Raw genomic sequence first — 13,750 nt, forward strand, 5'->3', positions numbered from 1 at the left:
CGGGTTCGGAGTGCTGAAAGAAGATCATGGCTTCAGAAGATTCCTTTGCAGGGGCAAAAACAACATCAAAACAGAGTTCATTTTGCTCGGGCTGGCATACAACATAAAGAAACTTTTTACGAAGATCTCGGGAAACCGACTCGGAATATCTCTTTTTGAACTAAAATCGGCATAAAACCAACAGAACAAAACACCCCCGAGTTCTCTTTTTGAAGAGGGCTTGGGGGTGTGCGCGCTGAAAATGCCTATTTTACAAAGCATTGTATTTGACGGGTTTGATGTGCGGATATTGAGAGGGAGTGCTGATGGTGCAACAGCTCCTGTTTTTCTGCCAGATAGCTGGATGGGTCTCTTTATTCGTCGAAAAACAGATGTATGCCGTAGTCTATCTGTTCCGCAACATCCTCGTTGGTCTTTGTTCCGCTCTTTTTTCTGTTGCAGCGCCAGCACAGGACTTGCAGATTATCCTCGTCGTCACCCGAACCGCCCTGCTTCACGGGAACGATGTGATCGACCTCCAGCAGAAGATAATCCCCGAGCCCCTCGGCGTAGCTGTTGAGGAAGTCTCTTGAAATGCCGCATATCTGACAGGTGTAATTGTCGCGTTCGAGGATGTGTTCCTTCATTTTGGAGGTGACATAACGCCGTTCACGGGTCGCACGCTGTTCGGCTTCTTTTTTGTCTATGCCACGCTTGTATTTTCTGTATCTCAGCCTGCTTTTTATCCACGCGAAGAGCAGAAAAAACAAAAGCAGCGCCAGCAGTATCATTATGCCCCTGTAACCGAGAACTCCGATAATTTCCGCCGACAACTTTTTCATATACCGTATCAACGCCGAACATCCCCCTTTCTGCCATGTGGCAGATATACCGCCGACAGTTTTTCGATGAGTATATTATAACATTTCTCGTGGCGATAATCAACCCTTCCACGGGATAGCTTTATACGGTGCGGTTCGTCGGTTCAACGCATGGATAATACTTACAGGTTTTTGAAAATAGCACTTGCATTTTCTTTATAAATGTAGTATAATAATAGAGTATGAGCGAATATCGGAGGTGAGCTGATGAATACTAAGGAAGTACTGCCCGCATATACCGTCGTGATGTCGGTATACAGCGGCGAAAAAGCCGAATTTCTGCGCGAGAGCCTTACAAGTATGCTTACGCAGACCCACCCGTGCAGTCAGCTGATACTCGTCTGTGACGGCGGTCTGACGGATGAGCTCGACAGCGTTATCGCGGAGCTGAGGTCGCAGTACCCCGTTCTGAGGGTCATCAGGACAAAGGAGCCGCAGGGCGTGGGCGCGTGTGCGAACGCCGCTCTCAGACGTGCAAAGACAGAATATATCGTGAAGATGGATTCGGATGATATCTCACTGCCCGACAGGTGCGAACGTCAGCTTCGGTATCTTGCGGAACACCCCGAGGTCGATATGCTCGGAGCGTACATCGAGGAATTCGATTCGGACAGCGGCGAGCATATCGCTGAACGCTGCACTCCCCTCACCCACTCCGAGATAACCCGCTTCGCAAAACGGCGCAATCCCTTCAACAACCAGACCCTCGTCTACAAGCGCTCGGCAGCTGTCAGAGCAGGCGGCTATACGACCGTCCGCAGGTGCGAGGACTTTGAGTTCGTTGTGAGGATGCTCATGAACGGTGCGGTCGGCGCTAACCTGCCCGAAGTTCTGGTGCGCTACCGCGTCACAAAGGATAATCTCACCCGCAGACGCAATCTCAACAATACGGTCAGCTTCATCGCGGTAAGATGGCATAACCACACCGAGGGTTTCTCGTCACTGACGGATTTTCTCATCCCCTGTGCGGCACAGCTGCTGCTGTTCATTCTGCCGCAGAGGCTCACGGGGCTGTTCTACAGCAAGCTGCTGCGCAAACCGTCATGAATACCTGACAAAAAGGAAGTAATATAATGATAATAGATATCCATACTCACGCTTTCAGTCCGAAGATAGCGGACAAGGCCATAACGCAGCTGTCCGAAAGGTCGGGGCTCGAACCCTATACACGCGGACTGACTACCCAGCTTCTCGCTCGGATGGATGAATGGGGCGTGGACAAGTCCTGCGTGCTTTCGATAGCCACAAAGCCCGAACAGCAGACAGTCGTGAACAACTGGGCTGCTTCGGCGGCGCAGGAGAGCGACAGGTTCATCCCCTTCGGCAGCGTCCACCCCGACGCGCCCGACTGCATCGACGAGATCGCACGCATCAAGTCCCTCGGGCTGAAAGGAATAAAAATGCACCCCGATTATCAGAAGTTCATGGTCGATGACCCCCGTCTTGACCCGATGTATGAGGCTATCGCCGCTTCGGGTCTGCCGCTCATCCTCCACGCAGGATGGGACTGGGTGTCCCCCGACCTGATACACTGTCCGCCCGAACGTTCGGCGAAGCTGGCAAAGCGCCATCCCGACCTGAAGCTGATACTCGCACATATGGGCGGAAACGACCAGTGGCACCTTGTCCATGAGATGCTGGCAGGGATCGAGGGGGATGTCTACTTCGACACGTCTTTCACGGCTAACTGCCCCGACAGACTGATGGAGGACATAATCGCAAAGCACGGTGCCGACCGCATACTGTTCGGCAGCGACAGCCCCTGGGAAAGCGCACAGCACATGATAGAAAAGCTGCTGCGCATCAATATCTCCGACGACGACAGAGAACTCATCCTCGGCAAGAACGCCGAACGGCTGCTGTTCACGGAGGAATAATACCGCACTCTTAGGATAATGGAGGAAGAAATGGAAGAACGTGAATTAGAGGTGAACCTGCGGAGGGTCTGCCGTCTTATATTCAGCAAGATACTGTACATCGCGGCTGCGGCTGTTTTCGGGCTCATCGCAGGATTCGTATTTGCAAAGGTCATCCTGCCTGTGAAGTACACATCCTCGATCTCGATATATGTGAACAACTACACCGCCGCCAGCGACGTTGTGCAGGAAGGAAAGATAAACGCGCAGGATATCCAGACCTCGAAAGCGCTTGCAGGCACTTATATCGTTATACTACAGGACGATATCGTGTATGACGAGGTGTCGGACAGGCTGATAAAATGCTACGACATAGATTCTCTCGGGAAAGTATTCAACATCGAGGAGAAAGAGGTCACCGACGAGAACGGGCAGAAGGTAACGAAGCCCTGCATCTCGGCAGACCAGATACGCTCGCTCGTGAACATCGAGGCGGTCAATGAGACAGAGGTAATAAGTATCACCGCCACAACACAGAATCCCGAGCTTTCGGCAGATATATGCACATTCATTTCCGAGATCGCCCCCGAACTGCTGACAAGAACTACCCGTGCAGGTTCGGTGGAGACGATAGGCAGCGCAAAAATACCCACCGAGCCTTCGTCACCGAACGTGAAGAAATACGCGGTGCTCGGGATGCTGGCAGGCGGCTTTATCGCTGCGGCTGCGGTCATCATCATCGATATGCTGGACAACACCATCAACGACGGCGATGATATAAAGAAATACTTTGCGGATATCCCCGTTCTCGCGGAGATCCCCGACCTGAACGATACCAAGGGAGGCACACAATATGACTACAAATAACCGCCGACCTCCCAAGAGATATTTCACACTGCTCGATAAGGAGCTGTCGTTTCAGGCGACAGAGGCGTTCAAGACGCTGAGAACGAACCTTATGTTCAGCCTTGCCACCAAGGACAGCAAGGCGTTCGCGGTGACGAGTTCGATACAGCATGAGGGCAAATCCACCATGACCGCGAACCTCGCCCTGACCTTCGTTCAGATGCAGGCAAAGGTGCTTCTCATCGACGCAGACCTCAGAAAACCCACTCAGCAGAGACTGTTCAAGCTGAAAAACAAAGAGGGTCTCAGCACCCTCCTCGCGGGGCTGAGCACGTTCAGGGACGTAGTTTGCAGAGACATCATCCCCGGGCTCGACGTGCTGACAAGCGGCCCTATACCGCCTAACCCTTCGGAAATGCTCGGCTCGGAGCGGATGAAAAAAATGCTCTCCGACCTGTCATCACGCTACGACTACATAATCATCGACACGCCGCCCATCAACATCGTCACCGACGCTCTCACCCTGTCGGATTCGATAGCGGGTGTGGTACTCGTGGCGATGTCGGGCGTTACGACGGTAGACAGCTACAAACAGGCCGTCGAAGCGGTGGAATTCGCAAACGGAACGATACTCGGTTCGGTCATCACGAATGTTCCCGCAGGCACAGGCAGACACAGCTACAAGAACTACGGGAAACTCGGCTACGGCTATTACGGCAAAAAGACCGACAGACCCATCGACGACTGATACGAAAGGACGATAGATAATGCTTACAACGAAAAAAGTCGGGAACGTCAGCTTCACCGCCAGCACCAACGGCGCGGAACTGCACTCGATAAAGATAGGTGACGAGGAATACCTCTGGCAGTGCGGAGACGCCTGGAAGCGCTACGCTCCCATACTCTTCCCCTTCATCTGCTCCCCGTCCGGCAAGACCTACAAGGCTGACGGCAAGGAGTACCATATGCCTGGCAATCACGGATTCGCAAGGGACAGCGAGTTCACACTTGTGGGCGAGACCGACCACAGCGTCACCTACGAGCTGACCTCCGACGAAACCACCCTTGAATGGTACCCCTACGATTTCCGCCTTGAAGTGAGCTACTCCATAGCGGCAGGAAGGGTATTCTGCTCGTTCATGGTCACCAACACGGGCAAGAAGGATATGTACTTCTATCTCGGCGGACACCCCGCTTTCGCCTGCGACATCGAGGGCGGCAAGTGCATGGTTCGCTACGAACAGGCTGAGACCATCGTACAGCCAACTCCCGACGGCGAGCGCACCATCCTCGACCACGAGCGGGTCATCGAGCTGACAAGAGATTTGTTCAAGTACGACGTTATCATGAAGGACGCACCCGAATCGAAGGAGATCACCCTTCTGCGTGACGACGGCGGCTTTGTCAGGGTGTACTTTCCGAATTCGGAGTGCATCGCAGTGTGGACAGCCACCGACCCTGCGGCGCAGTTCATCTGTCTGGAGCCGTGGACGAGCGTGCCCGTTTACGCAGACGACGAGTTTGAGGACATAGAGAAGAAGCCCCACGCCATCAGGCTCGCTCCCGACGAAGAGCATTACTACACATTCTCCATCGAGGCAGGTAAGCACAAATGCGGGCAGTGATACAGCGCGTGACCTCTGCTTCGGTCACAGTGGACGGAAATATCATCGGAAGCATCGGGAACGGTCTGCTCATACTCTTCGGGGCGGCGTCGGGCGATACCGAGACCGACTGCGAAAAGCTTGCGGATAAGATAGTCAAGCTCCGCATCTTCTCCGACGAAAACGACAAGACGAACCTCTCGGTCAACGATGTGGGCGGCGACCTGCTGGTGGTTTCGCAGTTCACGCTCTGCGCCGACTGCTCTCATGGCAACCGCCCCAGCTTCAAGGAGAAAGCCTGCGAGCCGAAACGTGCGGAAGAGCTTTACGAGCTGTTCAAAAAGCTCTGCGCGGAGCGCATCGGCGGCAAGGTCGAGTGCGGAAGCTTCGGCGCGGATATGACAGTCGCGCTCGTGAACGACGGCCCGTTCACCATCATACTCGACTGCGAGAACGGAAAGATACTCTGACATCAGACGGCAGAATGCACATAGTTTCGAGCCGAAAACAGGATATTTTCACCGTTTTGTCATTGACTAACGGCATCAAATGATGTATAATAAAGATTGCGGTATCATAGATATACAGCCGCGAAAAGCTAAGGAGACATTTTACACGGAGGGTAAAAATGAAATTGAAAAAGAAGATACTGTCGATACTTTCGGCGGCAGCGCTTGCGCTCTCACTGGCAGGATGCACGCTCCCCGGAACTCAGACAGCCGACACCGACTTCTACAATGCAGAGCTCGACTACGAAGAAGCCGAGCTTTCGACAAACGGAGTCGTGAATTATGCCTGGTCGATAAAGCCTGCCGTTCAGGCTGAAAACATGATAGTTTTCGACGGCAGCCAGATAGACCCCGACAGCCCGTACTACAACGATATGTACGAGCGCATCGCTATCATCTGTCAGAACGGTCAGTACGGCTTCATGGACTACAAGGGCAACCTGCTCGCTCAGCCGAAGTTCAAGTACTATCTGCTCGACCCCTGCGGTCAGGTCGTTCTCTACAACGTCACCGACGAAAAACACAACGTCCGCGAATACTGCACGATGGATAAGGACGGTCACATAACCACCGACTACACCCCCACGACAGGCACCCGCGTAAAGTACTACTACGACGTTGACAACAAAAAGACCTATATCTCCCGCGAGTCGGACGACTGGAAAGTTCAGGTGTTCGACGGAAAGAATTCGGTTGTCGCCGAAAAGGCGGACGTTTCCGAAGAGTACGGCAGGATAGAGGTCATCGAGTCGGACAGCGCTATCAAGCAGTACGGTCTTGTGGCTGACAACAAGGTGCTCCTCGACTTCGAGTATACGGGATTCTACGCGCCGCGCTACAAGAGCACCGAGATAACTGCCGTTGCTCTCGAAAAGGACGGTAAATGGGCTTACTTCAACGAGAAGGGCGACGAGCTCATCAAGTTCAACTGCGAGGCGGTCTACAGCTCCTACAACGGCGAGCTTACCGACGCTATAGATTCGGGTCACCCCTACCTCTTCTCCGAGGATATCGTGGCGGTAAGCATCAACTACTCCTTCGGCTACTACAACCACGAGGGCAAGTGCCTTGTTCGTTCCAGCGAGTTCAGTCAGGCAAGACCTGTTCACCATGGAAAAGCCTGGGTATGCTCGGACGGTCTGTGGGGAGTCATCCGCTTCGGCGATGAGGAGGCCGAGCCCGAGGAGATCATCACCATAACCTCCACCGCGACCACCACAACCACCTGGGCGACATGGGCGACGACAACAACGTCCGATGACAACGACAGCTCAGAGAGCGAATGGTCTGACACTCAGCCTGCATGGACTGACGAACCTTCTACCACCGACCCCTACATCCCTGACGATGATTCTCAGCCCGTATGGTCTGATACCGAGCCTGTCTGGACAGATCCTCCTGTCGAGACCGACCCGCCTGTCATTCCCGATCCGCCCGAGATCATCGAATAAAAAAATCAAGCTCTGCACTTTGAACGGTGCAGAGCTTTTTTGATTCATATAACTTTTTTGCGCTTGCTTTTCTGAACGTAGAGCAGATCGTCCGCTTTATCGAGAGCGGCTTTGAGGTCGTAGCTGTTTTCGAGCCTGCATTCGATAACGCCGACTGACGTTCCGAAGATGTAGGGCTTCTGTCTGGAATTATTGAAATCCTCGACGAAGCGGCGCTTGCGGTCCTTCACGAGTTCGGCGTTCAGCTCGCCGCGCATCGGGATGATCGCGGCAAATTCGTCGCCGCCAGTCCTGCCGATGACGGCGCCTTCGCCGAAGGCAAAACGCAGACACTCAGCCGTAAGTCTCAGCGAGAAATCGCCCTCGATGTGGCCGTAGCTGTCGTTGACCATTTTCAGGTTATCCACATCCGCAAAGCAGACGATGAACTCGCCGCCCTTGTTTTCGGGAGCGTTAATCATCTTGTCGGCGGCAACGTAGAAGCCTCGGCGGTTGTATACAGCCGTCAGCTCGTCGATCTTCGATTCATTCTCAAGGGCGAGATTGCGGGCGTGGATCTCGGTCAGGAGCATATCCTGACGGCGCAGGATGTGGAGCATCTTGACCGCCGAACCGAGCTGATAGGTCACAAGCTCCAGCTCATCGAAAAACTGCGCATTACGGGGTTCGAGCAGGGCGATACCGTACTGATCTTCGGCGCTGTAGAGGTCGGCCACGACCAGCGTGTGCCGCCTGTCGCTGTCGAGGTACTTGTTTCGGAATACCTCGGGCATGGGGATATGCTGCTCCTCGTCGGGGACCATATAGGATTCGCTTCCGTAGCAGTAGGACTTAAAAGTCCAGGTGAGCCCCATCGGGAAAGCCTCGCCGTAGGGATGTCTCACTGGCTCGTCATGCACGTAGAGAAAACTCGTCATCGAACCGACATTCGTAAGGCGTTTAAGTATCTGCGCGTAGCTGTTTTTCAGGTCGCCGCCCAGCATGAGCGCGTCGCGGATGAAGATATTGTTCACATGAGCCTGATCTATGTACCTCTTCGCTATAGAATCGTCGGAGATCTTTTCGGACGAGACGGTGAACAGCGTTTTGAGGGTCTTAATCGCGCCGATGCTCTTTGCGGTGCAGTTTCTGAGCAGCCAAATATAGGATTCGGTGACGACGGGGAAAACCTTCGACAGCGAGTTTTTGAGGGGCGATTCGTCGCCGAGCAACTTTCTGACGTGAGCTGTCGTGCGCTCGGCGGTTTCGAGGTCGCCGTCGCGGTCGATATAATCACGTTTCAGCTGTTCGAGAAGCTCGTAAAGCGGCTGACAGAGCGACTCGGCTTCGTCTTCATTTTCGCTGACCACAGAAAAATACCTGAGCATATTGCGCTTGATCTCGTCAAGCTCACCCTCGAACATAGTTTCGGGCGCATTAAGAAAACGCACGTCAGCGTAGCAGGACTGCCGCGGAATGAACCGCGTCTTGGTATAGTGAACGTTATCCTCGACCCCGTTGAGGTAGTTCACGGCTTTTTCCACGGCTCTTTCGGCGAGCTGTTCAGCGTCAGCCTTTACCGAAGCAAGCGGCGGAACGAGGTCGGCAGCGAAAGGCTGATCGTCAAAGCCGACCACCGCGACGTCCTTGCCGATAACTTTCCCGCGCTTGGCAAGGACTTTATAAGTCTCGGCGGCAATAACGTCGTTCACACAGATGATGGCGTCAAGGTCGGGATTGCGCTCGACGAACGCCTCGACCTGAGGCACGCATTCGTAACCGATATGACACTCGGAAACGAAACGCTCCTCGAATTCGAGCTCGTACTCCGCAACGCCTTCAAGGTACGCCGAGTACCGAACGGCGCACTCCTGATTCAGCAGGTCGCCCACGAGCATACCTATGCGCTTTCTGCCGCGAGCCGCCAGATAATCCATAGCGGAAGTGATGCCCGAACGGTTGTCAAACTGTAAAAAATCGTACCCCTCGATCTCGGAAGCCACGCTCAGAACAGGCGTGCCCTCAAAAATCTCGAGGAATTTTTTCTTCATCTCGTCATCAATGCTGTAGGCGATAGTCCCGACAGCAACGATAAGGTAGTCCAGTTTAGCTTCGGCAGCAAACTGGAACAGCAGGTTATGCTGATATTCGTATTTTGTCTCGTTGTGCTCGTAGAGACCCTGTATCCCGACGTATTTGCCCGGGAAAATAAAGAGATCTGCTCCGAGTCTTTCGGCTGCACGCATAGCGCCCTTAGCAAGGTCATTGCTGAAAATATCTGTTATGTTCGCAACGAGCAGACCAATGCAATATCTTTTGTCTTTCATTATCTGTCACCCGAATGTAATAAGAACAGAGCCTTACGCAGACCGTGAGGGCTCTATATCTGAATCACGGAAAAATCTGTAAGTACCGCTCATACACAGAACGGCAATTTTAAACATTATGTATTATTATAACATACAATTATTAAAATATCAATAGTTATGAGAAAAAAATACGCAAATTATCGTGTAATATACAGAACACCGCCCGAACTCACGTCCGTGCGGTGAACTGCATGAAGTAAAAGAATATGAAAAAATTATTAGAAGAAAGCTGATTTATCAGCGATAGCTGCCCCACGGGTCAAAGTTGTTGAACCCGTTGTAGTTATCGTAGCCGTTGTAATTGTCATATCCGTTATTGCCATTATTGCCGTTATCCTGCTGGGCAGCGGTGTTGGTGTTCTTTGCCTCGTCGAGAGTGACCTCAAGGTCGATTATCTTCTCGTCGCGGTAAACGGATATCTTTATGGTGTCTCCTGCTTTGTACAGGCTCTTGATCTCATTGAACTGCTCGATGGTCGAAACAAGCTCGCCCTCGATACCGACGATAATGTCGTTGACCTGAATGCCCGCCTTTTCGCCAGCACTCCCCGACTCTACCGTGCGGACTATGAAGCCCTCGGGAACGCCGTAGTACTGTGCATAAAACGAGCTGATATTCTGTCCGCTGATACCGAGGGTAGGTCTGCCCTTGACGTATCCGTAGCGGATGAGGTCGTCGATGATGACCTTAGCCTCATCTATCGGGATAGCGAAGCCGAGACCCTCGACCTGAGTATCTGCGACCTTTGCGGAAGTGATGCCGATGACCTGACCGTAAGCATTGATGAGCGGTCCGCCCGAGTTGCCCGAGTTTATCGAAGCATCGGTCTGGATGAGGTTCATCGTTCTGTCCTCAATGGTTATCTTTCTGTCGGTAGCGGAGATGATGCCGCTCGTAACGGTATTCGCAAGGTCGAAGCCCAGCGGGTTACCGATAACGATAGCCAGCTCGCCCACCACGATACCGCTCGACGTGCCGAATTCGGCGGAAGTAAGGCCTGTCTGGTCTATCTTCAGCACCGCAAGGTCGGTCTGAACATCGATGCCGACAAGTTCGGCAGTGATATTGCTGTCGGTATCGCCCGCATTCTGCTTTTCGAGTATCTTTTCGGCAACGCTCTTGGATGAACTGTCATCCTCCTTCTTGCCCGAAGTCTTATCGGTTACTACGACAGATATGGCGGAAGCGCCCTTGACAACGTGAGCATTCGTCACGATGTAGCCATCCTCGCTCATGATTATGCCCGTGCCCGAGACCTGTGCATTACCCGTGATGCAGGAAATACCCACCACCGAAGGCGACATTTTCGTCACGATATCGGGGATGCTCATAGCGTCGGCAGGCGCCGCGAGGGTCTCTATAGTCGGCAGATTCGTGAGGTCGCGCTCGGAGTCGTCGCTCTTGCTCTCAGACTCTTTCTTCTCTTCGTTTTCAGAGACGCGCTGTCTGTCGGCGGTGCTTATCGAGTTGTTCTTCCCGATATTCGTCTTTTCCTGCAAAAGCGACCAGCCCACTACAGAGCTCACGCCCAGAGCACAGACGCAAAGCACTGCAAGAGCCGCATTCAGCCCTGCTCTGCTTTTCTTGCGCTCTCTCGGGGGCTGATAGGAGTATTCTCCGTAGCCCTGCTGCTGAGGGTCGTAGCTGCGGAAGCTGTTGTTATATGCGTTATTCCCGTCGTTGTTGTTCTGCTGACGACGGGAGTCGAACTGTCCGTTATTATCGAAATCTGCCATATTGGTATTTGCCCTCCTCGGGGACACAGCCTATCATACGTTATGAATATAATTATACCCTTTAATGTGATAATAAAATGATGATTTTCTATTACACTTCTGAAAATAGAAAAGCAAACTGACCGATATATTGCATTTTTTCACCCGAACAAGCATATCATTTAAGAAAAAAACAAGTTTCTGTATTCGGAGGTAACATATGAAGAAAATCATATCCGTATTCACAGCCGCCGCGTTCACGCTGATGCTCGGTTCCTGCGCCGACAAAAACGCTCTGCAAACCTCGGCAGTCCCCGTCAGGTGGCTCGAAAGACCCTCAGTAATACTGGATGCAGGTCACGGAGGTGCAGACGGGGGCGGAGTTTCGGTCAACGGCGTCCCCGAAAAAGGCATCAATCTGAACATCGCCGCGACGACTGCCGACCTGCTGATGCTGATGGGGTACAAGGTCACGCTCACCCGCACAGAGGATGTTTCCATCCACGACAGCGGCACCGAAGGACTGAAAGCCCAGAAGCTGAGCGACATGGAGAACCGTCTCGAACTTTTCAACACGCCCGATTCGGTGTGCGTGTCCATTCATCAGAACCGATTCACCGACCCGAAATACAGCGGTGCGCAGATGTTCTACCACCGCCCGAATACCGAGGGGCAGAAGCTGGCGGAAGCGCTCAAAGCGCGTATCACGGGCTACCTCCAGCCCGATAATCAGCGTGAGACTAAGCCTACGGATGACGAGCTGTATCTTCTGTGCAACTGCGACAACCCTACTGTGATGGCGGAATGCGGTTTCATCTCGAACCCCGAGGAAGCCGCACTTCTCGAACAGGTGCCCTATCAGCGCGAGATGGCGTTCGCGATAATGGCGGGAATAAACGATTTCCACATCGAGACAGGGAGAATTTCGCAGAAAAATGCCGAAAATAAGTAAAATTCATGTTTTCTTAAATAACGGTTAACGTTTCCTTGCTTGACGTTCGCTTGAACCTGTGATATGATGATAATATCTGATGTGATATAATTGCGAACGCATCATGCCTACAAATAAAAGTACAAAATAAAGGACTGATAAACAATGCCACTTACACTCCCGGGAACTGCGATCCCTTATGACAAGCGTGCCGCAGGCGACACCTACGCGCTTATCTCGCCGATAATCTCCGCTACGGGCGGCATATCGCTTTCACAGCTCGCACAGCTCACGGGCATCGAGAGCACGACTATACAGAACTGGGTCAAAAGAGGCTGGGTCACCCCCTCCACCGACAAGAAATACGGCGAACGCTCGGTTGTAAGGATACTGCTCATCAACATCATGCGCGGCACCCTGAAACTCGAAGAGATCGCACAGCTGATGCGCATCGTCAACGGCGATGTGGTGGATATGGACGACGACATCCTGCACGACACACAGCTCTACAACCTGCTCTGCTCGGTCATTTACGAGGTGGAAGAGGACAAGATGCAGTCCGCGGACGAGATACGCATCGTCATCGAGGATAAGCTGCCCGACGGTCTCGACGACCGCGAACAGCGCATACTCGAAAGCGTGCTCATGATAATGGTGCAGAGCGCTATCTCGGGATTCTACCGTCAGCTGGCAGAGGACGAATTCGAGGAGCTGGAACAGAACTCCGACGGCGGCGGCAAGCTCAAACTGAAACTCGGGGTGTGACATGAACGCGCTGAAAAAAGCAGGCAGCTTTCTGCTCGACCTGTTCGACCTCGTGATGGACATCTTCGGGATGTTCTCGGACGCGAAGAAAAGCGTCGGGAAGCAGAAGAAAAAGAAACGCAGAAAATGACAAAACACCGTCGGGGACGTAAGGTCGGTACTAATATAGAAGTTTTTCAAAAACTAATATGAAAGACCTATACAGCGGGCTATAAGCAAAACAGGAAGAGACTTCATTTCGATGTCTCTTCCTGTTTGTTTTTGTCAGCACATAATTCAGAATAACAGATTATTGCTGATGAACCTGCATAGTAGCCTTTTATGAGAAAAATATTATTTTGAGTTGCAACAAGATTTATTCTTCTGCTTTCTTCAATGAATTATAGATTTCTTCTGTAAAGATACCGAGGATTGTCCTGCCACTTATCGGGCAGATATTTCTTGCCGTCTCGGCTGTCGCCTTGTTTGGTGCTTCTGGACACCCGCCCCCCTCGCCGATGAGGTAGTAGCTCCCGTCATAGTAGAGCGTGTTCTTGGTGAAGGTCGGTGCGGCATCCAGTTTGGTGATGCCTGTCGGTGTGACGGTGCTTGCTTCTTGATGTTCCCGTAGCCGTGGTCAATGCCTACGATCAGGAAATTGTTGTATCTTTTCATGCGATACCCTCCATATATATAAAAGTTGTAGTCGGCTCTGAGATATTTTGCCGTGCTTTAGCTAAGGCGGCTATCTCCTGAACCTGAAACCATTATATATCATTTTGGAGGGCTTAGGGTTGTTCGTCAGTTGCAGGAAAATGAACAGGTAAGCATTTTTTCACCATTAACACTAAAATATCATCAGATCAGTTGTTTGATATGCACAAA

At 52.3% G+C, this 13,750-nt stretch carries 14 protein-coding genes and 1 pseudogene; 11 read left to right on the top strand and 4 right to left on the bottom strand.

Annotated features, from left to right (window positions below):
• The coding region (locus BT142_RS12750) for a transposase (protein ID WP_175545499.1) at positions 1-175 on the top strand (175 nt) is incomplete at its 5' end.
• A 178-nt stretch (positions 176-353) separates the two neighbouring features.
• On the opposite strand, the gene BT142_RS18770 is transcribed toward BT142_RS12750, so the two are convergent.
• A complete protein-coding gene (locus BT142_RS18770; RefSeq protein ID WP_072418579.1) occupies positions 354-821 on the bottom strand; it encodes an HNH endonuclease in 468 nt (155 codons plus the stop codon).
• Between the two features lie 246 nt (positions 822-1,067).
• Here BT142_RS18770 and BT142_RS12760 point away from each other — a divergent pair, with 246 nt between their 5' ends.
• The 7 genes from BT142_RS12760 (at position 1,068) to BT142_RS12790 (ending at position 7,126) form a co-directional block, all read left to right on the top strand.
• Positions 1,068-1,907: a glycosyltransferase gene (locus tag BT142_RS12760; RefSeq protein ID WP_072418580.1), complete on the top strand. Its 840-nt coding sequence runs from the start codon at positions 1,068-1,070 to the stop codon at positions 1,905-1,907.
• Between the two features lie 26 nt (positions 1,908-1,933).
• Positions 1,934-2,737, top strand: a complete 804-nt coding sequence (locus BT142_RS12765) for an amidohydrolase family protein (RefSeq protein WP_072418581.1) — start codon at positions 1,934-1,936, stop codon at positions 2,735-2,737.
• A 30-nt stretch (positions 2,738-2,767) separates the two neighbouring features.
• On the top strand, positions 2,768-3,583 hold the full coding sequence (locus tag BT142_RS12770; protein ID WP_072418582.1) for a YveK family protein: 816 nt from the start codon (positions 2,768-2,770) through the stop codon (positions 3,581-3,583).
• Positions 3,570-4,310: a CpsD/CapB family tyrosine-protein kinase gene (locus BT142_RS12775; protein ID WP_072418583.1), complete on the top strand. Its 741-nt coding sequence runs from the start codon at positions 3,570-3,572 to the stop codon at positions 4,308-4,310. The genes BT142_RS12770 and BT142_RS12775 overlap by 14 nt, the downstream gene beginning before the upstream one ends.
• 19 nt (positions 4,311-4,329) lie before the next feature.
• Positions 4,330-5,187, top strand: a complete 858-nt coding sequence (locus BT142_RS12780) for an aldose epimerase family protein (protein ID WP_072418584.1) — start codon at positions 4,330-4,332, stop codon at positions 5,185-5,187.
• Positions 5,175-5,636, top strand: coding sequence for a D-aminoacyl-tRNA deacylase (gene dtd / locus BT142_RS12785; protein WP_072418585.1), 462 nt, complete (start codon positions 5,175-5,177; stop codon positions 5,634-5,636). Before BT142_RS12780 ends, dtd begins: the two co-directional genes overlap by 13 nt.
• A 158-nt stretch (positions 5,637-5,794) precedes the next feature.
• Positions 5,795-7,126, top strand: a complete 1,332-nt coding sequence (locus BT142_RS12790) for a WG repeat-containing protein (RefSeq protein WP_072418586.1) — start codon at positions 5,795-5,797, stop codon at positions 7,124-7,126.
• Positions 7,127-7,170: 44 nt separating this feature from the next.
• Here BT142_RS12790 and BT142_RS12795 read toward each other — a convergent pair whose 3' ends face one another.
• On the bottom strand, positions 7,171-9,432 hold the full coding sequence (locus tag BT142_RS12795; protein WP_072418587.1) for a diguanylate cyclase: 2,262 nt from the start codon (positions 9,430-9,432) through the stop codon (positions 7,171-7,173).
• 279 nt (positions 9,433-9,711) lie between these two features.
• Positions 9,712-11,211, bottom strand: a complete 1,500-nt coding sequence (locus BT142_RS12800) for a S1C family serine protease (protein ID WP_084659470.1) — start codon at positions 11,209-11,211, stop codon at positions 9,712-9,714.
• Positions 11,212-11,410: 199 nt separating this feature from the next.
• Here BT142_RS12800 and BT142_RS12805 point away from each other — a divergent pair, with 199 nt between their 5' ends.
• From BT142_RS12805 to BT142_RS19885, 3 genes are all read left to right on the top strand, one after another.
• Positions 11,411-12,142, top strand: coding sequence for an N-acetylmuramoyl-L-alanine amidase (locus BT142_RS12805; RefSeq protein ID WP_072418588.1), 732 nt, complete (start codon positions 11,411-11,413; stop codon positions 12,140-12,142).
• 144 nt (positions 12,143-12,286) lie between these two features.
• Positions 12,287-12,886 carry a DUF1836 domain-containing protein gene (locus BT142_RS12810; protein WP_072418589.1) on the top strand — a complete coding sequence of 200 codons (600 nt, stop codon included), beginning with the start codon at positions 12,287-12,289 and terminating at the stop codon, positions 12,884-12,886.
• Position 12,887: 1 nt separating this feature from the next.
• Complete coding sequence (locus tag BT142_RS19885) at positions 12,888-13,016, top strand: hypothetical protein (protein WP_278277313.1); 129 nt, start codon at positions 12,888-12,890, stop codon at positions 13,014-13,016.
• 357 nt (positions 13,017-13,373) lie between these two features.
• Here BT142_RS19885 and BT142_RS19620 read toward each other — a convergent pair.
• Positions 13,374-13,540 (bottom strand): annotated as a pseudogene (locus BT142_RS19620) (plasmid segregation actin-type ATPase ParM); the annotation flags it as partial.
• Positions 13,541-13,750 lie beyond the last annotated feature (210 nt).

The sequence above is a fragment of the Ruminococcus sp. YE71 genome, from assembly GCF_900119155.1.
Lineage (GTDB): Bacteria > Bacillota > Clostridia > Oscillospirales > Ruminococcaceae > YE71.

Excerpts from the sequence above, each read along its gene's own strand:
- BT142_RS12760 (WP_072418580.1), top strand. The coding sequence starts at position 1,068 with ATGAATACTAAGGAAGTACTGCCCGCATATACCGTCGTGATGTCGGTA.
- BT142_RS19885 (WP_278277313.1), top strand. The coding sequence starts at position 12,888 with ATGAACGCGCTGAAAAAAGCAGGCAGCTTTCTGCTCGACCTGTTCGAC.
- BT142_RS12790 (WP_072418586.1), top strand. The coding sequence starts at position 5,795 with ATGAAATTGAAAAAGAAGATACTGTCGATACTTTCGGCGGCAGCGCTT.
- BT142_RS12795 (WP_072418587.1), bottom strand. The coding sequence starts at position 9,432 with ATGAAAGACAAAAGATATTGCATTGGTCTGCTCGTTGCGAACATAACA.
- BT142_RS12810 (WP_072418589.1), top strand. The coding sequence starts at position 12,287 with ATGCCACTTACACTCCCGGGAACTGCGATCCCTTATGACAAGCGTGCC.
- BT142_RS18770 (WP_072418579.1), bottom strand. The coding sequence starts at position 821 with ATGAAAAAGTTGTCGGCGGAAATTATCGGAGTTCTCGGTTACAGGGGC.
- dtd (WP_072418585.1), top strand. The coding sequence starts at position 5,175 with ATGCGGGCAGTGATACAGCGCGTGACCTCTGCTTCGGTCACAGTGGAC.
- BT142_RS12765 (WP_072418581.1), top strand. The coding sequence starts at position 1,934 with ATGATAATAGATATCCATACTCACGCTTTCAGTCCGAAGATAGCGGAC.
- BT142_RS12775 (WP_072418583.1), top strand. The coding sequence starts at position 3,570 with ATGACTACAAATAACCGCCGACCTCCCAAGAGATATTTCACACTGCTC.
- BT142_RS12780 (WP_072418584.1), top strand. The coding sequence starts at position 4,330 with ATGCTTACAACGAAAAAAGTCGGGAACGTCAGCTTCACCGCCAGCACC.
- BT142_RS12800 (WP_084659470.1), bottom strand. The coding sequence starts at position 11,211 with ATGGCAGATTTCGATAATAACGGACAGTTCGACTCCCGTCGTCAGCAG.
- BT142_RS12805 (WP_072418588.1), top strand. The coding sequence starts at position 11,411 with ATGAAGAAAATCATATCCGTATTCACAGCCGCCGCGTTCACGCTGATG.
- BT142_RS12770 (WP_072418582.1), top strand. The coding sequence starts at position 2,768 with ATGGAAGAACGTGAATTAGAGGTGAACCTGCGGAGGGTCTGCCGTCTT.